Below are 16,375 nucleotides of genomic sequence, written 5' to 3' on the forward strand. Positions count from 1 at the left end.
TTCCCCCAGGCCCCGCCGAGGCCGCCTGCCGAGCGGGTGAGGTCGACCTGGTGGGCGTGGGGCGCGGACGCAGGCCCGCTCACGTCGATCTCGCGCGGTCCAGGGCCCGGGCGAGCTGCGCGAGGATGCGGTCGGGGCGGTGCAGGATGTCGAACTTGGTGTACCGGTAGATCCGCCAGCCCTTGTCGACGAGAGCGGTGTAGCGGCCGACGTCGCGCAGCACCGCGCCCACATCGGCGTGCCCCGCGCCCTCGTACTCGATGCCGATCAGGCGCTCCGGGTAGGCCAGGTCGAGCCACACCGCGGTGCGGGACCGCTCGTCCTGCACCACCCACTGCGCTTCGGGGCGGGGGAGGCCGCCCTGCACGATGAGCATCCGCAGCCGTGACTCCATCGGTGATCCAGCCCTCCGGTCGGCGTGTGCGAGCACCCGGGCGATGCCCTCGTTCCCCCGAGCGCCCGGGTAGTGGCCGGCGAAGTGCAGCAGCAGGTCCGGCGCGAACCCGTGCCGGTTGGCCAGCGCGTCGACGGCGACGACGCGGTCGACGAGATCACCGCGGCGCGCGAGGTCGTAGGCCGTGCGCACCGGGCTCGTGACCTCCAGCCCGTCGACGTTTCGGATCTCTCCCCGCGCCAGCCGCTCGCGGCGCACGAGCAGTCCGGGCGGGGTGCGCTGCCCCCGGTGCGGCACCGTCACCTCGGGCAGGGCGTTGCGCGGCCCGCAGGAGGCCCCGAGCACCTCGGCCGCGGAGTAGCCCGACAGCACCCCGCGGCCCTCGACGTAGCGGTACGCGGCGTGCGAGCGCAGTGTCAGGTCGGCTGGCGGCGTGTCGGGCGCCGCGACGTAGGTGTCGGGGAACAGCCGGAGGAACCGGGGGCCGCGCAGCCGATCCCGGGTGACGAGGCCGGCGGCGACGGCAGCCGACCCGCGGAACGCCACGGGCCATCCGGGAACACCAGACATGCCCCGAGGATGGCCAGGGCCGGGCCGCGGCGGGCGCGTTCCGCAGAACTGCCCGCGAGATCGACCTCAGCGGGGTGCGCGGACCGGAAAACCCCCACCTCGTCGATCTCGAGCGGCGCCTATTCCTCCCACCCGGCCCGGCCGAGGATCTCGCGGATGACGGGCCACTTCGCCTCGGCGTAGTAGTTGATGTCGCGCCACTCCCGTTCGGCCAGCTCGCGCTTGGTCCTCTCGTAGAGGTCGCGGTCCGCGTCGCTGGCGCGCAGCCGGTTGCGGAAGGCCAGGTACCTGCGGGTCTCGACGTCGTCGGGCGGATAGCAGTGCAGGTTGACCGGCTCGTCGGGCTCACCGATCCGCAGGCAGCGGTGCCCGGGCTCGCGGACGCGCACCTCGTAGCCCGCCGCCTCCAGGTCGGGAAGGTAGGCGGGCTCGTCGTCCGGGTCGTCGATCCCGACGACGATGTCGACGATCGGTTTGGCGGCGAGGCCGGGCACGGAGGTGGAGCCGATGTGCTCGATCAGCCGGGCCCGATCGCCGAGGATCCGGCGGAGGTCCGCGGCCCGCGCGGCGAACCGGACGGGCCATTGGGGGTCGTACTCCGCGAGTACGACGCGGGTCGGGCGCAGCGGGCGCATGAGAATGGCACTGAGGACGTCGTCGGTGAGGGGTTCGCCGGCCATCGGGACAACCTTTCGGTGGGCAGCAGGCAAACGTAGCTCCGGCACCCGCGCTCGATCAACGCCGTTACGTCAGTCGCGGTCGGGATCCGGGTGGACCGCGACGAACACCGACCAGGGCCGTCCTCCCGGGTCGGGCGTCCGGGCCGCGAACTCCTGCAGCACGTCGTCGAGCCGCCGGACGAGCTCGGCGTGGCCGGCGTCGTCGAGCCGCAGGCCGAGGCGGGAGACGGAGAGCTCGTCCTCACCGACGCCGGACGTGGTCTCCAGGAACGCCTCGATCATCGGGCGCGACGACCGGTGCTCCTCGAGCATCCAGGACTTGCGGGTGGCGCGGTACGGCACGGGACGCGACCCGCGGGGGCCCTCCTGCACGGGCAGGGCCTCGAGGAACCCGGTGGCCCGGAGCGTCCGCACGTGGTGCAGGACGCTCGCCGGGGGGCGGCCCAGCCGCTCGGCCAGCTGGGCGTTGGTCATCGGCTCGTCCAGGCACATCCGCAGGATCCGCAACCGCAGTGACGACGCGAGAGCCTTCGCCTCGGCGTCCGTCGCGGGGCGCCGCCGGGAGTCGGAGGGGTCCACGACGACAACGGTAGCTGCCGTTTCTCACTGATTGACTTTTCTCAATCGGTTACCCAGGATCACCGGCGTGAGCTCCACCGAACCCGCCGCCGCGTCCCGGGTCGCCCGCTGGTACCGCAAGAGCCTCGCGGGCCACCCGGCCGGCCGGGACTTCCGGCAGCTGTGGGTCGGCGACACCATCAGCCAGTTCGGCACGCAGATCGGCCTGATCGCGTTGCCGCTGCTGGCGGTGTCCGTCCTGGGCGCCGACGAGTTCGAGATGGGCCTGCTCGCGACGTTCGAGACCCTCGCCTTCCTGGTCATCGGCCTACCCGCGGGCGCGTGGATCGACCGCATGCGCAAGCGCGACGTCCTGATCGCGGGCGACGTCGTGCGCGGCATCGCCTTGCTCACGCTGCCGCTCGCGTGGCTCCTCGGGGTGCTCACGTTCCCGCTGCTGCTCGTGGTGGCCACGATCGTCGGGGTCGCGACCGTGTTCTTCGACGTCGCGTACCAGAGCTACCTGCCCTCGCTCGTCCCGTCGTCACGCATCAGCGAGGGCAACGCGAAGCTGCAGGTCTCGCAGTCCGTCGCGCAGGTCGCGGGGCCGGGGATCGGCGGCGTGCTCGTGCGCGTGCTGGGCGCTCCCCTGGTGATCCTGCTGGACGCGCTGTCGTTCCTCGGCTCGGCCCTCTTCGTGCTGCGGATCCGGCACCGGGAGGAGCGGCCACCCGCAACCGGACGCCGCGCGCTGCACGTGGAGATCGGGGAGGGGCTCGCGTTCGTCTTCCGCCAGCCCCTGCTGCGGCGCATCGTTGCGACCACCGCGGTGTCGAACCTCTTCGGCGGCATCAGCAACGCACTGCTCGTGCTGTACGCGATCCGGGACCTGGGCGTGGGGGAAGCGGGGCTCGGGCTCGCGCTCAGCGTCGGCGCGGTCGGGGGCCTCGCCGGGGCCCTCCTCGCCGAGCCCCTGATCGCGCTGGTCGGGGAGGGCCGTTCCATCGCCCTCGCCCTGCTGCCAGGCCTGCCGGCGCTGGCGCTCGTCCCGCTCGCCCACGGGCACTCGCCGCCGGCCGCGATCGCGATGCTCGCGGCGTCGACCGCCGTGGTCGGCCTCGGGATCGTCGTCTACAACGTCGCGCAGGTCTCCTTCCGGCAACGCCTGTGCCCCCGGCTGCTGCTCGGGCGCATGAACGCCTCGGTCCGCTTCGTCGTGTGGGGGACGATGCCGATCGGCGCGTTCCTCGGCGGGGTCCTCGGCAGCCGGTACGGCGTGGTCACCGCACTGTGGGTCGGGGTGGCCGGGCAAATGCTCGGAGCGCTGCCGGTGCTGCTCAGCCCGCTCGCGCGCATGCGCGACCTGCCCCGAGACCTCGACGAGCACGCCGGCGACGAACCCGCCACGCACCGCGTCGACGGCTAGGACGGCGCGGCTGACCTGCCGCGGATGCTGTAGAGCGCGAAGGGGGCATCCTCGTGCACGCCGTCCTTCCCCTCGACGAGACCGGTGGCCCGGACCTCCCCGACGAAGGACATCCCCAGCCGTTCCATCACGGCGCGCGACCGCCGGTTGTGGATCTCGGTGTAGGCCGCCACCTCGTCGACGCCGAGCACCTCGTCGACGAAGCTCAGCGTGGCCCGACCGATCTCGGTGGCGTACCCCTGGCCCCAGAAGGCCTCCCGGACCGCCCAGCCGATCTCGACGTACTCCGTGCCGGCGATCGTGGTGCGCGACGCACCACCGCGCCCGACGAGCTCACCGGTGACCTTGTCGTAGGCGATCCACTTGCCGATGCCGTCGGCACTCCACGACTCCGCCATCGTCGCTGCCCGCGCCGCGGCATGGTCACGGGTCCACGTTCCGCCGTACCAGGCCGCGATGCCCGGGTCCTGGTGAAGTTGCCACAGGTCGCCGGTTCTCGTCGGGTCGACGGCTTCCAGCCGTAGCCGCCGTGTGTGGACGGGAACGGGACCGGACAACGGGCACCTCCTGGTCATCGGTGATGGGCCGCGCGCCGGATGTGGTCGGCGAGCGCTCCGGCGGCGGGCGACGAGGTGCGTGCCGCCGAGCCCCGGCACAGCGACAGGCGTCGATGCGACCAGCTCTCGTGCAGGTCGCAGACATCGAGCGCGCCGTCCTGGTCGAGAGCGCGGCGTGGGACGACGGCGAGCCCGACGCCGGCGGCGGCGAGGGAGATCACCGCGCCGAGGGTGCCGACGAGGGTGCGGTACCGGGCCACCGGTGCGTGAGGTCCGAGGTTGGCCTCGATCGAACGCTGCAGCGGGGCGTCGGACTGGAGCCCGACCAGGGGATGTTCGGCGACCTCACGGAACGTCATCGCCGTCCGTCCGGCCAGGACGCCGCCGGCCTGGCCGATGACGACCAGTGAGTCGTCGCCGAGAGGTTCGGTGTCGAGACCGGAGCCGGCTGCTTCGTCGTCGAGCACGACACCGAGATCGGCCTCCCCGTCGACGAGCATCTGGACGATCTGCGAGCTGCGGCGTTCCGACGCGACGACGTCCGAGTCGGGGTGCTCGCACAGGAACGACACCAGCGCTTGCGGCACGAGCCGGTGCATGGCCGAGCTACCGGCCAGCACGATCAGCGGGGCGGTCTCGGGCCGGAGGTAGCCGGCGACGGCACCCTCGAGACGTGCGGCGTGGGTGAGGACCTCGCGCGCGTGGCGGGTGAGTGCCGCTCCGGCGGGCGTGGGCCGCACTCCCCGCCGCCCGCGTACCAGCAGCGGCACCCCGGCGTGGTGCTCCAGGGCACGGATCCGGCTGCTGGCCGAGGGCAGGCTCAGGTGCATCCGCCGGGCGCCGGCGGTGATCGACCCTTCCGCCACGGTGTGCAGGAAGAGCCGTAGATCGACCAGGTCGTACCGCACTCGGCCAGCCTATGGGATCTCCGAAGGACAGCTGCGCCGATTCCGCATTGTGAGTCGGGCACCGTCGGCCGATGCTTCCTCGCGTGACGGATTTCTGGGCTCTGCTACTGGCTGGCATTGCGTCCGGAGCATTGAACTCCGTCGGCGGCGGAGGGACCTTTGTCGCCCTGCCCGCACTGGTTTCCGCCGGCCTGCCCCCGGTCACGGCCAACGCGTCGTCGACCGTCGCCCTGCTACCCGGGGCCCTGTCCAGCGCGTGGGCCTACCGTGGCGAGATCGTCCCGGTCGGCACCACGACGAACCGCTCGTTGACGTCGGTGAGCCTCCTCGGTGGCGGGGTCGGCGCCGGCCTGTTGCTGGCTCTGCCTGCGGCAACGTTCGACGTCGCGGTGCCGTGGCTGCTCGCCTTCGCCACCGCCGTGCTCGCCGTGGGCCGTCCGGTGTCCCGCCTGCTTCGAACGACATGGGGACATCCGCTCGACCTGGGACCGCGCAGCGTTCTCGCCGGCCAGTTCGTCCTGGCCGTTTACGGCGGGTATTTCGGCGGCGCCGTCGGCATCATGATGCTGGCATTGTGGAGCGTGGGCCTCGGATTGGACGCCGCGGTCGGAAATCCGATGCGCGTCGCTCAATTGGCAGCCATCTACACGCCTGCCGCCGCGTTGTTCCTCATCGCGGGCGAGGTCCTGGCCGACCCGATCCCGCTCACGGCGGTGTTGGTCGGAGCACTGCTCGGCGGGTATCTGGGCGCCCACCTCGCACGCCGGCTCCCGGCCCCGCTGCTGCGCGCCATCGTGCTGACGACCGCCGTGACGATGACCGTGCTCTATTTCAACCGCGGTTGATCACCGCGCTGCCGTCGGCGCGCAACACGCGGTCTCCTCGACCTCGGGCGCCGCTCCGCCGCACTGGCAGTCGCCGGCGGCGCCGGCCGTCGCGCCGACGGGGTGGATGCTCGTGGCGTCGGGGGCGTCGGCCTTCACCGTGTAGACCTCCCACCGCTCCTGGCCGGGCCCGCGCACCCACACCTTGTCCTGCAGGGCGTAGCAGCAGGTGGTGTCGTTCTCGACGTCGGTGAACAGGCCGAGGCCGGTGAGCCGCTGCGTCGCCTCGTGCACCTCGTCGGTCGTCTCGACCTCCACCCCGAGGTGGTCCATGACGGTGGGCAGGCCGGGCTCCCCCTCGATGAGGACGAGCTTGAGGGGCGGTTCGGTGATCGCGAAGTTGGCGTAGCCCGGGCGCCTCTTGGCCGGTTCCACGCCGAACAGCGAGCGGTAGAAGGCAACCGAGGCGTCGAGGTCGGACACACGCAGCGCGAGCTGGACTCGGGACATGACCACTCCTTGTTTCGATGTCTGTCAAGACAAGAGGTTGCACCCTTGGATTGATGGCTGTCAAGATAGAGACATGTCGAATCAGGAGCGGATGCTCGCCGACCTCGCCGACGCGGTGGGCTGCTGCTCGCCGCTGGCCCGGGAACCGTTGTCAGCGGGCCAGGCCGTCGAACTGGCCCGGCTGTTCAAGGCGATGGGCGACCCGGTGCGGCTGCGCCTGCTCTCGCTGATCGCGTCGCACGAGGGCGGCGAGGCCTGCGTCTGCGACCTGACCGACGTCTTCGACCTGACGGGCCCCACGATCAGCCATCACCTCAAGGTGCTGCGCGAAGCCGGGCTGATCTCCGGGGAGCGGCGCGGGACCTGGGTGTACTACCGCGTCCAGCCCGAGGCGTTGCGACGGCTGTCCGCCGTGCTCGTCCCCGACGACGCCCTGACAGTCCCGGCGTGAGCACGCAGGAGGCCGACAGCACGTCCAACGCGCCGGCGGTCGTCGGGAAGCTCTCCACGCTCGACCGGTTCCTGCCCGTCTGGATCCTCGCCGCGATGGTCGTCGGGCTCGCCGCCGGCCGTCTCGTCCCCGGTCTCGGTCCGGCGCTCGACGCGATCGCCGTCGACGGCGTCTCGTTGCCCATCGCGCTGGGGCTGCTGATCATGATGTATCCGGTGCTGGCCAAGGTCCGCTACGACCGGCTCGACACCGTCACCGCCGACCGGCCGCTCCTGGTCTCCTCGCTGCTGCTGAACTGGGTGCTCGGACCGGCGGTGATGTTCGCACTGGCGTGGCTGCTGCTGCCCGACCTGCCCGAGTACCGCACCGGCCTGATCATCGTCGGGCTCGCTCGGTGCATCGCCATGGTCATCATCTGGAACGACCTGGCGTGCGGTGACCGGGAGGCCGCCGCCGTGCTCGTCGCCCTGAACTCGGTGTTCCAGGTGATCGCGTTCGCCGGGCTCGGCTGGTTCTACCTCGACGTACTGCCCGGCTGGCTCGGGCTCCCGCAGGCCGGCCTCGCCGTCTCCGCCTGGCAGATCGCGACCTCGGTGCTGATCTTCCTCGGGGTCCCGCTGCTCGCCGGCTACCTCTCCCGCCGGCTGGGCGAACGCACCAAGGGCCGGGAGTGGTACGAGTCCCGGTTCCTGCCGAGGATCGGCCCGTTCGCGCTGTACGGGCTGCTGTTCACGATCGTCGTCCTCTTCGCACTGCAGGGCGACGCCATCACCAGCCGACCCTTCGACGTCGCCCGCATCGCATTCCCCCTGCTCGCCTACTTCGCGATCATGTGGGCCGGCTCGTTCCTGCTCGGACGAGCGATCGGCCTGAGCTACGAGCGCACCACCACGTTGGCGTTCACCGCAGCGGGCAACAACTTCGAGCTCGCGATCGCGGTGGCCATCGCCACCTTCGGCGTGACGTCCGGGCAGGCGCTGGCCGGTGTGGTCGGCCCGCTGATCGAGGTGCCCGTGCTCGTCGGGCTCGTCTACGTCTCCCTCGCCGCCCGCCGGCGCTGGACCCGCCACCCCACTCCCGGAGGAACCCCGTGACCGACGACCCGACCACCGTTCCCGAGGTGCTCTTCGTCTGCGTGCACAACGCCGGCCGGTCCCAGATGGCCGCCGCGCTGCTCCACCACCACGCGCAGGGCCGGGTCCGGGTCACCTCGGCAGGCTCCGCGCCCGCCGACGACATCAACCCGGCCGTGCGCACGGTCATGGCCGAGATCGGCCTCGACCTGACCACGGCGTTCCCGAAGCGACTCACCACCGACGCCGTCGAGGCCGCCGACGTAGTCGTCACCATGGGCTGTGGCGACGCCTGCCCGGTCTTCCCCGGCAAGCGCTACCTGGACTGGGGGCTCACCGACCCGGCCGGCAGAAGTGCCGAGCAGATCCGCCCCATCCGCGACGAGATCGACGCCCGGGTCCGCGGGCTGCTCACCGAGCTCGTTCCGGCTCCCCCGTCCTGACCCCCGCCGGGGCCGTCGTCGATGAACAGGCGAGGACCGCCCGGGGGTGGGATGCTCCGATGCGTGGTGAGACCAGGGTGACCGACCACGAGGCCGCCCGGGTCGGGCCCGAGGTCGAGCCCCTTGCGCCGATCCGCGCCACCGACGGCGCTCTCGCCGAGGACACCGACGCCGACCTGGCCCGCCGCTTCCGGGCCGGTGATCCGGCGGCGCTCCGGGAGGCCTACGACCGGCACTCACGCGTGGTGTTCGGGCTCGCGTCGCGGGCTCTCGCCGGACACGACGACGCCGAGGACGTCACCCAGCAGGTGTTCGTCGGGGCCTGGCGCTCGCGCGCGACGTTCGACCCCGGGAGGGGCTCACTGGGGGGTTGGCTGGTCGGCATCACCCGCCGTCAGATCGCCGACGGGTACGCCGCCCGCGCCCGCGACCGCAAGATCACCGAACGGGCGGCCCACGCCGCCGTGGCCCAGCACCCGGGACCGGTGCCCGACCACGTCGTCGACGCTGTCGTGGTCGCCGACGAGATGGGACGGCTGCCTCCCCAGCAGCGCACCGTGGTGCGGCTGGCATTCTTCGACGACCTGACCCACCAGCAGATCTCCGCGGTGACGGGGCTGCCGCTGGGCACGGTCAAGAGTCATCTGCGGCGAGGGCTCGTGCGGTTGCGACGGCGGTGGGAGGTCGACGGTGTGGCATCCCGACCCTGACGCGCTCACTCTTGCCGCGCTGCCCGCAGAACCGCCCGACCCGCAGGTCGACGCCCACCTGACGACGTGCGCGCTGTGCCGCGAGGAGGTTGCGGCGCTGCGCGACACCGTCGCGATGGCGCAGGCCGGGGACGCCGGCCCCGCCGCGATGCCGCCACCCGCGCGCGTCTGGCAGGCCGTGCTCGACGAGCTGGGCGACACCGCGGCCCCGTCGCCCTCGGGGGTCGACCGCGGTACCGGTGGGCGTTCCGGCGCCGCCCGCCCGCGGTGGCGGCGCTGGGCCCTCCCCGTCGCGACGGCCGCAGCCGGTCTCGTCGCGGGCGTCGTGCTCGGTGTCGGGTTCGCCGGAGCTCCCCGGCCGGCGACGCTGGCACAGGTGCCGCTCGCGCCGCTGGCCGCCGCCGACCCCGCCGCGTCGGGGAGCGCGGACGTCCTGGAGTCCGGCGGGATGCGCCAGGTCGAGGTCACGGTCGACGATCCCGGCGGGATCCGGCCCGGGGCCTACCTGGAGGCGTGGCTGATGGACGCTGCGGGGACGCGGCTGTACTCGCTCGGCGCCCTCGCTCCCGAGGTCGACGGCTCCCGCTTCCGCGGGACGTTCGCGCTGCCCGCGGACCTGACTCTCGACCAGTTCGGTGTCGTCGACGTCTCGGCGGAGTCGCTGGACGGCGACCCGTCGCACTCCGGCACGAGCCTGCTGCGCGGGCACACGACATGAGCCGCCGGGGACGGCTGTGACTCCCTCGACAGTGGTTCTGCCCGCTCGCGGCCTACGCTCGTGATCGATCGGACCGGCAGTCTCCGGGAGGCCGGTCAGCCGAGACGTTCCGGGAGTGCCGATGCCGACCACCACCCGCGCTGCCGTGATGTGGGGCGCCGACCAGCAGTGGGACGTCGTCGAACTCGATCTCGACGACCCCAGGGACGGCGAGGTGCTGGTCCGCTTCGAGGCGGCAGGCCTGTGCCACTCCGACGACCACATCCGCACCGGTGACATGCCGGTCCGCTACCCGATGGTCGGCGGGCACGAGGCGGCCGGCGTCGTCGAGGCCGTCGGCCCCGGGGTGCGCCGCGTCCGGCCCGGTGACCGCGTCGTGTGCTCCTACATCCCGGTCTGCGGCACCTGCCGCTACTGCTCCACGGGCCGCCAGAACCTCTGCGACGCCGGCCGCAACGCCGTCAGCGGGATGCTGCCCGACGACACCTTCCGGTTCCACTCGCGCGACGGCCTCGACGTGGGCGGCATGTGCGTGCTCGGTGCCTTCGCCCAGCGCGCCGTGGTCAGCGAGTTCTCGTGCATCCCGCTGGACGACGACATCTCGTTCGAGCTCGCCGCCCTCGTCTCCTGCGGCGTCCCCACCGGCTGGGGAAGCTCGGTCTACGCCGCCGGGGTCCGGGCCGGGCAGACCGTGGTGATCTACGGCTGCGGCGGTGTCGGCATCAACGCGGTGCAGGGCGCGGCCTACGCAGGGGCCAAGAACGTCGTCGTGGTCGACCCCGTGCAGTACAAGCTGGACACGGCACAGGAGTTCGGAGCCACCCACACGTTCAGCGACCCGCAGGAGGCCAGGCGGTTCATCAAGAACGCCACGCGGGGCCAGTACGCCGACCACGCCATCGTCACGGTGGGGGTGAACGACGACACGGTCGTCTCGCACGCGATCGCCATCACCGGCAAGGGCGGACGGGTCACGATCACCGCCGCGGGCCGGGTGAGCGAGCAGCAGGTGAGGACGTACGACGGGCTGCTCGTCGCCTACCAGCGCCAGGTGCAGGGCGCGCTGTTCGGAGCGTGCAACCCCCTCCACGACATCCCCCGCCTGCTCGGTCTCTACCGCAGTGGCGACCTGAAGCTCGACGAGCTGATCAGCCACCGGTACACCCTCGACGAGATCAACGACGGCTACCGCGACCTGCTCGACGGGAAGAACATCCGCGGCATCCTCGTCCACGAGCACTGACCCCCCCCCCGCGAGTCGCCCACTCCGCGCCCGCGAGTCGCCCATTTCCTGCTGCGAGCGGCCCCGTGACAGCGTTGTGGTCCCGTGTTGCTGTTCCAGGGCGCTCTGACGCAGCGATATGTGTCCATGACGCGGAGGCATGGCCTGGGCGGGTCTCAGGTTCCGCTGAAGTCGGGTGCCGGGCCCATCGCGTTGAGTGCCGTGACGATCGTCCGCTCCTCGTAGGCGAAATGTGCCTCCAACTCGGACGAGAGCCGATCGAGCTCGTCCCGTAGCCGTCCGGGGTCGCTCTCACCGGAGACGTAGCCGTCGACGAGCCGGCGGATCTCCCCTTGCAGCCGTGCGACGACAGCGTGTTCCTCACCCAGTTTCGCCAGTTCCGGAGCGAGCGCGGGGAACCGTTGCGCGAGCATCGGGAATGCGCCCATGTTCTCGCCCGTGTGGTGTTGTTCCAGCGCTCCGCAGAACTCGAGGCACCGCCTGCGCATCTGTTGCGCGAGGTCGTCCGGCCTGCGGTCAATGGTGACGGCATCCGCCCGGCCCTCGTATATCTCGTCCACCTGACGACGAAGCTCGACCAGCTCGCTGCGCAGCCAGTCGTGGCCCTCCACAAGCAAATCGCCTAGCCCCCGCGCCCGATCCACACCCGGTGTCGGCGAGATGCGGTGCAGGGTCACCACCGGAATCACCCGCGTGGTCCTGGTCTGGTAGTCCCCGAATCCCGGAGCCTGCTCGACGACTTTGCGAAAGAGCGCGTCGCGCTCCTCGCCGACGGGGATTCCCGCGATCGCGTCATAGGTCTCGGTGCCGGCCTCGACCGTCACCGCCGGGTTGTGCCGGATGTTGTGGTACCACGCCGGATGGGTGGGTGCGCCCATGGCGGACGCGACGACGAGCGGCTGCCCGTCGATCTCCAGATACCCGAGCGGACTCGTCCGGCGCAGGCCGGTCCTGGCGCCGACGGTGGTCAGGAGGGCCAGCGTGGAACCCTCGAACATCCCGCCCACTCGGCCGCCGTTGGCCCGGAACTCCGCGATGATCTGGCGCTGGAACTCGTCGAAGTCAAAACTCTCCTCGGTCATGCTGCCCTTTCGAATCGATCCATCGGATCGGAGGACGACACCACCAAGAGACGGCACGAAAGAACCCCGCGGGCCAAACGCACTGGGAAAGCGATACCGCGACTCCGGCGAGGAGCAGTACCGATCTCTATAGTGGCTGAGTAGCCGCTACCTCCATGCGTAGGCCCATACGGGGCTCGCCGGAAAATTAGCACGAGGCCCCCGACGCGGCAAGGCCGGATCATCGCCGCGATAGGCACGTCCCGCGGTCAGGGCCCGCCCATCAACACGTACTCGGCGAGGCGGTCGTCGTCCCCGACGAACACCTCCATGCCGCACACCGATTCGTCGGGACGGCCGAGGATGTCCATACGGTGATGCAGCGGCGGAGCGAAGGTCCCCAGCCTGCGGAGGGGCTCTCGGTCCGGCGCCGCGGCGTCGACGTCATGCCTGGTCGTCACAATGGCATTGCCATTGCCCGACATGGCGAAGTGCCGGCCGCAGACCTGCACCTTCTCGGGCAGCGCCGCCGGCGAGAACAGCGACACCCTGTACAGGTGCTCATGAACCACGCTGTACCCGCCGACGAGGACGACCAGCGCTCCGAGCACGAGCAGGGCCCTCTGTCGCGGTAGCACCGTTGAATCTTGGCACCAGAGGCACCACGCTGTGACGGCTCTGGCGCTCGGCATCGTCGTCGGCCAGACTCCCCGCATGGGGCCCGGTGATCCTCAGGTCCGACGCGACGCCCGGACCGTCGAGATCGCTGTCGCGGTGCTCCTGGGTGGCCTCATCGCAGTTGTCCCCAACGTCGCGCTGTGGCTGGCCGGCCTTGCCGTGGGTGTCGAGGACCCCGGCTGGGACTCGACGAGACACACGGTCCTGATCGCCACGATCGTCATCGGCGTTGCCGTGGCGGCCGGGTGGCTGTTTCGGGCGCGCCGAAGAGGGCTCTGATCGGAGAAGATGCCGGGCTGTGGCCGCCGACTGCCTGATCTGTGAAAAGCACGCCGGACGCGGCCCGCTCGTCGGCCCTGTGGTGTGGGGGAACCGCGATGTGCTTGTCTCGCACCGGCCGGCCGACCCGGACGGCCGAGGTTTCCCGGGCCATCTCTTCGTGGAGAGCCGACGACACGTCGCCCGCTGGGACGAGTTGACGTCGGGCGAGGCCGAGTCCGTTGCGAGGGCGGCATGGCTGGCAGCCCGGGCCCTACGCGCCGAACTGCCCGTGGAACTCGTCTTCTCCGCGATCATCGGAATGAATGTGCACCACTTTCACCAGCACGTCTTCGTGCGGTACCCCGAAACACCGAGTGACGTCGACTGGATGGGGTCGCTCTCGTGGGACGGGGCACCGCGATCACACGTCGACGCTCTCGCAGCCCGGCTCGGACGGCACTTCGGCCGGGAGTGAATCCGTCACGCGGTCCGGGCGAGGCGGAAGCCGAGGTCGTCGATCGCGAACGACGGGTGGCTGCGGCGACGGACCGTGGCTCCGCAGCCCCGAGCCGACTCGGCCCAGCCACCGCCGCGGAAGATGCGGTAGGAGCCGTAGACCTCCTCGTCGTAGAGGTCCCAGCACCACTCCCAGACGTTTCCCAGCATGTCGTACAGCCCCCACGGGTTGGGCGCCTTGCCGCCCACGTCGTGGAGCCGACCCCCGGAGTTGTCCGCGTACCAGGCGATGTCGTCGATCTCCCCGTACCGGTATCCGCTGGTCCCCGCCTTACAGGCGTACTGCCACTCCGCCTCGGTGGGTAGGCGGTAGCCGTTGGAGGCCCAGTCGCAGGTCACCTCCCCGGTCCGGGCGTCGCGGGAGTAGGCCTGCTCGAGGCCGGAGCGGTCCGACATCAGGTTGCACAGGTCGATCACGTCGTGCCAGCTGACGTTCACCACGGGCGAGGCACCGCCCTCGGTCGTGACGGGATACCGGCCGAGCAGGAACGGGGCGATCTCGACCCGCCAGCGGGTGCCGCGGCGGTCGTCCCGAAGATCCACGGCGCCACCGGGGACGCGGACCATCGAGGAGACCGACGAGTCGTCGGCGGGCGGTTGCACGCGGTAGGCCTCTCGGGTCGGACGCCCACGAGACGTGGCGCGGCGGCTGGTTGGCTCCTGCTCGGCGGTAGGGCGTCCCAGCCGAAAGTCAGTCGGCCGCGGACCCGCGCCGGCCGTTGCGCTGGTGGACGGGTGCGGCGTCGGGCTCCACGGACCACTCGACGAACCTCCGGGCGAGCCCGGTGCCCATGCCGAGGTTGTCGGGCCGCCGGTCGCTGTACTGCCGTCGCGCGCTGAGCACAGGGCGGAGGCAGAGCACGTAGGTAGCGCCGATCATCAGTACCGCGAGCACGCCGGAGAACAACACGGCGATCATCACCGTGAACGAGTCGACCATCACTGACATCCCGCCGTGCGGCCGGTCAGGTCGGCGAACCGCTGCTCGACACCGTCGGCGTCGGACCAGTGGTGCTGCCCGTACATCATCATCAACATCTCACGCCCCCCGGCGAGTACGGCGACTCCGTACAGCAACTGCATAGCTCCCCCTCGAGACATGACCACACGGCCTCCGACGGCACCGCGGATCTACTGCCTACGTACGGAGACAGTACAACGTCCGTGGCCGCGGAGAAGCTGATGGTTCGCTGTCAATATCACTACGGACAACGGGCCCGACCGGTTCAGTGGTTGCTGCCCACATGTGACACGGACAACGTGCTCGAACCACCCGCCGCCGGCGTCAGCAGGCTCCCGGCGCGGTGGAGCGGGCCACGCGGGGCGGCTGCCGGCGCGGCCGTCCACCATAACTACGACCTCGGTACGGAGGTAGTAGTTCTGTCCGTGCTGCGTCAGGATGAGCACGGTCGATGTCTGGAGGCGGCATGCGCGGGTTCGGCGAGCTGGAGGCGGTGGTGATGGACCGGCTGTGGGCGATGGGCGGGTCCGGCACGGTCCGTGATGTGCTCGAGCAGCTGCAGCAGGACCGCACCATCGCCTACACCACGGTGCTGTCCACGATGGACAACCTCTACCGCAAGGGCCACCTCACCCGGGCACGGGAAGGTAAGGCGCACCGCTTCCAGACCGTGGTCAGCCACTCCGAACACACCGCTGCGCTGATGCACCAAGCCCTCAACACCGACTCCGATTCCGAAGCGGTGCTGACGCACTTCGTCGGAGAGATGACCGACGACGAGCTGGCCCGGCTGCAACAGGTCCTGCGCCGCCGCTCCAGCGAAACACCTCGATGAGCTTGCCCGTCTGCGTCCTGGGCTCCAGCGTGGTGGTGACGGTGGCCGGCCCCCCGGTGCTGCGGCGGGCCACGCGCGCCGGGGTCGCTCCGGCATGGGGGATGGCCGCGTGGATCACCACCATGGTCAGCGTGCTGGGCGCCTGGGTGGTGGCGGCGGCCATGCTCGTCGATGGGCTGGCCAAGGGTTGGGGCCATCTCGACGGGGCGCTCGGCTGCTGTGTCGCCGTACTGGCCGGCCTGGTCGGGGATGCACCTCGCGGGATCGTGCAGAGCGGACTGACCACGGCAGTCACGCTCACCACCCTCGCGCTCGCGCTGGTCGTGGTGCGGGTGGGGTTCGACCTGCGTCGGGCTCGCGCCGGCACCCGCCGTCACGCGGAAGCTGCGGTGCTGGCCGCCCGGGGGACCCCACGCGGCCCCGGCGGAGCGCTCGTGGTGGACGTGAAGCACCGCAGTGTGTACTGCCTGCCCGGGCGGATCCGCACCATCGTGTTCACGCGTGCCGCCCTGGACGCGCTCGACGAGGCCCAGGTGGCGGCGGTCATGGCCCACGAACGGGCCCACCTGACCGGACGCCACCACCAACTGCTCGCCTTCACCGCCGCACTGGCGCGGATCCGGCCCGGCAGGCGCTTGTTCGCTGAAGGCGCCGCCTCGGTCGCCCGACTGGCGGAGATGGCCGCCGACGACGCCGCCGCGCGACGCCACGGCCGGGAGACGGTCGTCGGCGCGTTGCTCGCCCTGTCCGGACCCGACCGGTCGCCTCAGGGCCGAGTCCCGGCCCCAGGGCTCGGTGCGGCGGGGGCCGGGGTGGCCGACCGCGTGGAACGCCTGCTGTTCCCGCCCGGCCCGGTCCGCGCCCGCCTCTCCCGCGTCGCCACCACAGGCGCTCTGCTGTTCGGCCCGCTCCTGGTGGGATCCCTGACGGTCCTGTCCCCGCTGTGCATGCCCCTCATGCTGTGACCGGAACCGGGTGCCCGGTGGCCGGCACGGAAG

General features: G+C 71.4%; 23 protein-coding genes. 12 read left to right on the top strand and 11 right to left on the bottom strand.

What is annotated here, in order from left to right; translation table 11 throughout:
- Positions 1-79: 79 nt before the first annotated feature.
- From ACQPZA_RS28795 to ACQPZA_RS28805, 3 genes are all read right to left on the bottom strand, one after another.
- Positions 80-964 (bottom strand): type IV toxin-antitoxin system AbiEi family antitoxin, encoded by an 885-nt coding sequence (locus tag ACQPZA_RS28795; protein ID WP_433275281.1) that lies wholly within the window; start codon positions 962-964, stop codon positions 80-82.
- Between the two features lie 119 nt (positions 965-1,083).
- The gene (locus tag ACQPZA_RS28800; protein ID WP_433275282.1) at positions 1,084-1,644 is read right to left on the bottom strand and encodes a GrpB family protein; all 561 of its coding nucleotides are present in this window, start codon (positions 1,642-1,644) and stop codon (positions 1,084-1,086) included.
- Positions 1,645-1,713: 69 nt separating this feature from the next.
- Positions 1,714-2,223, bottom strand: a complete 510-nt coding sequence (locus ACQPZA_RS28805) for an ArsR/SmtB family transcription factor (protein ID WP_433275283.1) — start codon at positions 2,221-2,223, stop codon at positions 1,714-1,716.
- A 67-nt stretch (positions 2,224-2,290) separates the two neighbouring features.
- Here ACQPZA_RS28805 and ACQPZA_RS28810 point away from each other — a divergent pair, with 67 nt between their 5' ends.
- Positions 2,291-3,628: an MFS transporter gene (locus ACQPZA_RS28810; protein ID WP_433275284.1), complete on the top strand. Its 1,338-nt coding sequence runs from the start codon at positions 2,291-2,293 to the stop codon at positions 3,626-3,628.
- Here ACQPZA_RS28810 and ACQPZA_RS28815 read toward each other — a convergent pair.
- Both ACQPZA_RS28815 and ACQPZA_RS28820 read right to left on the bottom strand, forming a co-directional pair.
- Positions 3,625-4,185, bottom strand: a complete 561-nt coding sequence (locus ACQPZA_RS28815) for a GNAT family N-acetyltransferase (RefSeq protein WP_433275285.1) — start codon at positions 4,183-4,185, stop codon at positions 3,625-3,627. The two genes, ACQPZA_RS28810 and ACQPZA_RS28815, sit on opposite strands and share 4 nt — an antisense overlap.
- A gap of 14 nt (positions 4,186-4,199) precedes the next feature.
- Positions 4,200-5,093 carry a LysR family transcriptional regulator gene (locus ACQPZA_RS28820; RefSeq protein WP_433275286.1) on the bottom strand — a complete coding sequence of 298 codons (894 nt, stop codon included), beginning with the start codon at positions 5,091-5,093 and terminating at the stop codon, positions 4,200-4,202.
- A gap of 71 nt (positions 5,094-5,164) precedes the next feature.
- On the opposite strand from ACQPZA_RS28820, the gene ACQPZA_RS28825 reads away from it, so the two are divergent.
- Positions 5,165-5,938 (top strand): sulfite exporter TauE/SafE family protein, encoded by a 774-nt coding sequence (locus ACQPZA_RS28825; protein ID WP_433275287.1) that lies wholly within the window; start codon positions 5,165-5,167, stop codon positions 5,936-5,938.
- Here the strand turns inward: ACQPZA_RS28825 and ACQPZA_RS28830 are convergent, their stop codons facing one another.
- The gene (locus tag ACQPZA_RS28830; RefSeq protein ID WP_433275288.1) at positions 5,939-6,427 is read right to left on the bottom strand and encodes an ArsI/CadI family heavy metal resistance metalloenzyme; all 489 of its coding nucleotides are present in this window, start codon (positions 6,425-6,427) and stop codon (positions 5,939-5,941) included.
- Positions 6,428-6,500: 73 nt separating this feature from the next.
- On the opposite strand from ACQPZA_RS28830, the gene ACQPZA_RS28835 reads away from it, so the two are divergent.
- The 6 genes from ACQPZA_RS28835 to ACQPZA_RS28860 all read left to right on the top strand — a co-directional run bounded on the left by ACQPZA_RS28835 (position 6,501) and on the right by ACQPZA_RS28860 (position 11,065).
- The gene (locus ACQPZA_RS28835; RefSeq protein ID WP_211174486.1) at positions 6,501-6,878 is read left to right on the top strand and encodes an ArsR/SmtB family transcription factor; all 378 of its coding nucleotides are present in this window, start codon (positions 6,501-6,503) and stop codon (positions 6,876-6,878) included.
- Complete coding sequence (arsB, locus tag ACQPZA_RS28840) at positions 6,875-7,972, top strand: ACR3 family arsenite efflux transporter (protein WP_433275289.1); 1,098 nt, start codon at positions 6,875-6,877, stop codon at positions 7,970-7,972. Before ACQPZA_RS28835 ends, arsB begins: the two co-directional genes overlap by 4 nt.
- A complete protein-coding gene (locus ACQPZA_RS28845) occupies positions 7,969-8,394 on the top strand; it encodes an arsenate reductase ArsC (protein WP_433275290.1) in 426 nt (141 codons plus the stop codon). The genes arsB and ACQPZA_RS28845 overlap by 4 nt, the downstream gene beginning before the upstream one ends.
- A gap of 59 nt (positions 8,395-8,453) precedes the next feature.
- Positions 8,454-9,104: an RNA polymerase sigma factor gene (locus ACQPZA_RS28850; RefSeq protein ID WP_433275291.1), complete on the top strand. Its 651-nt coding sequence runs from the start codon at positions 8,454-8,456 to the stop codon at positions 9,102-9,104.
- The gene (locus tag ACQPZA_RS28855; RefSeq protein ID WP_433275292.1) at positions 9,085-9,822 is read left to right on the top strand and encodes an anti-sigma factor; all 738 of its coding nucleotides are present in this window, start codon (positions 9,085-9,087) and stop codon (positions 9,820-9,822) included. The genes ACQPZA_RS28850 and ACQPZA_RS28855 overlap by 20 nt, the downstream gene beginning before the upstream one ends.
- A 121-nt stretch (positions 9,823-9,943) precedes the next feature.
- Entirely contained in the window at positions 9,944-11,065 is a 1,122-nt protein-coding gene (locus ACQPZA_RS28860) for an NDMA-dependent alcohol dehydrogenase (RefSeq protein WP_433275293.1), read from the top strand.
- 155 nt (positions 11,066-11,220) lie between these two features.
- On the opposite strand, the gene ACQPZA_RS28865 is transcribed toward ACQPZA_RS28860, so the two are convergent.
- Both ACQPZA_RS28865 and ACQPZA_RS28870 read right to left on the bottom strand, forming a co-directional pair.
- Positions 11,221-12,147 (bottom strand): nitroreductase/quinone reductase family protein, encoded by a 927-nt coding sequence (locus ACQPZA_RS28865; protein WP_433275294.1) that lies wholly within the window; start codon positions 12,145-12,147, stop codon positions 11,221-11,223.
- Between the two features lie 248 nt (positions 12,148-12,395).
- Positions 12,396-12,737 carry a hypothetical protein gene (locus ACQPZA_RS28870; protein WP_433275295.1) on the bottom strand — a complete coding sequence of 114 codons (342 nt, stop codon included), beginning with the start codon at positions 12,735-12,737 and terminating at the stop codon, positions 12,396-12,398.
- 58 nt (positions 12,738-12,795) lie between these two features.
- On the opposite strand from ACQPZA_RS28870, the gene ACQPZA_RS28875 reads away from it, so the two are divergent.
- Both ACQPZA_RS28875 and ACQPZA_RS28880 read left to right on the top strand, forming a co-directional pair.
- Positions 12,796-13,083, top strand: coding sequence for a hypothetical protein (locus tag ACQPZA_RS28875; protein WP_169397202.1), 288 nt, complete (start codon positions 12,796-12,798; stop codon positions 13,081-13,083).
- A gap of 160 nt (positions 13,084-13,243) precedes the next feature.
- The gene (locus tag ACQPZA_RS28880) at positions 13,244-13,540 is read left to right on the top strand and encodes a histidine triad (HIT) protein (protein WP_433275296.1); all 297 of its coding nucleotides are present in this window, start codon (positions 13,244-13,246) and stop codon (positions 13,538-13,540) included.
- A gap of 5 nt (positions 13,541-13,545) precedes the next feature.
- Here the strand turns inward: ACQPZA_RS28880 and ACQPZA_RS28885 are convergent, their stop codons facing one another.
- From ACQPZA_RS28885 to ACQPZA_RS28895, 3 genes are all read right to left on the bottom strand, one after another.
- The gene (locus ACQPZA_RS28885; RefSeq protein WP_433275297.1) at positions 13,546-14,184 is read right to left on the bottom strand and encodes a formylglycine-generating enzyme family protein; all 639 of its coding nucleotides are present in this window, start codon (positions 14,182-14,184) and stop codon (positions 13,546-13,548) included.
- Between the two features lie 88 nt (positions 14,185-14,272).
- Positions 14,273-14,521 (bottom strand): hypothetical protein, encoded by a 249-nt coding sequence (locus ACQPZA_RS28890; RefSeq protein ID WP_169397201.1) that lies wholly within the window; start codon positions 14,519-14,521, stop codon positions 14,273-14,275.
- Positions 14,521-14,664: a hypothetical protein gene (locus ACQPZA_RS28895; RefSeq protein WP_169397200.1), complete on the bottom strand. Its 144-nt coding sequence runs from the start codon at positions 14,662-14,664 to the stop codon at positions 14,521-14,523. Before ACQPZA_RS28895 ends, ACQPZA_RS28890 begins: the two co-directional genes overlap by 1 nt.
- A gap of 344 nt (positions 14,665-15,008) precedes the next feature.
- Here ACQPZA_RS28895 and ACQPZA_RS28900 point away from each other — a divergent pair, with 344 nt between their 5' ends.
- Both ACQPZA_RS28900 and ACQPZA_RS28905 read left to right on the top strand, forming a co-directional pair.
- A complete protein-coding gene (locus tag ACQPZA_RS28900) occupies positions 15,009-15,377 on the top strand; it encodes a BlaI/MecI/CopY family transcriptional regulator (protein WP_433275298.1) in 369 nt (122 codons plus the stop codon).
- On the top strand, positions 15,374-16,342 hold the full coding sequence (locus tag ACQPZA_RS28905; RefSeq protein WP_433275299.1) for a M56 family metallopeptidase: 969 nt from the start codon (positions 15,374-15,376) through the stop codon (positions 16,340-16,342). Before ACQPZA_RS28900 ends, ACQPZA_RS28905 begins: the two co-directional genes overlap by 4 nt.
- Positions 16,343-16,375 lie beyond the last annotated feature (33 nt).

Origin of the sequence: Pseudonocardia xinjiangensis (genome assembly GCF_050948425.1) — a bacterium.
Taxonomy (GTDB): domain Bacteria; phylum Actinomycetota; class Actinomycetes; order Mycobacteriales; family Pseudonocardiaceae; genus Pseudonocardia; species Pseudonocardia xinjiangensis.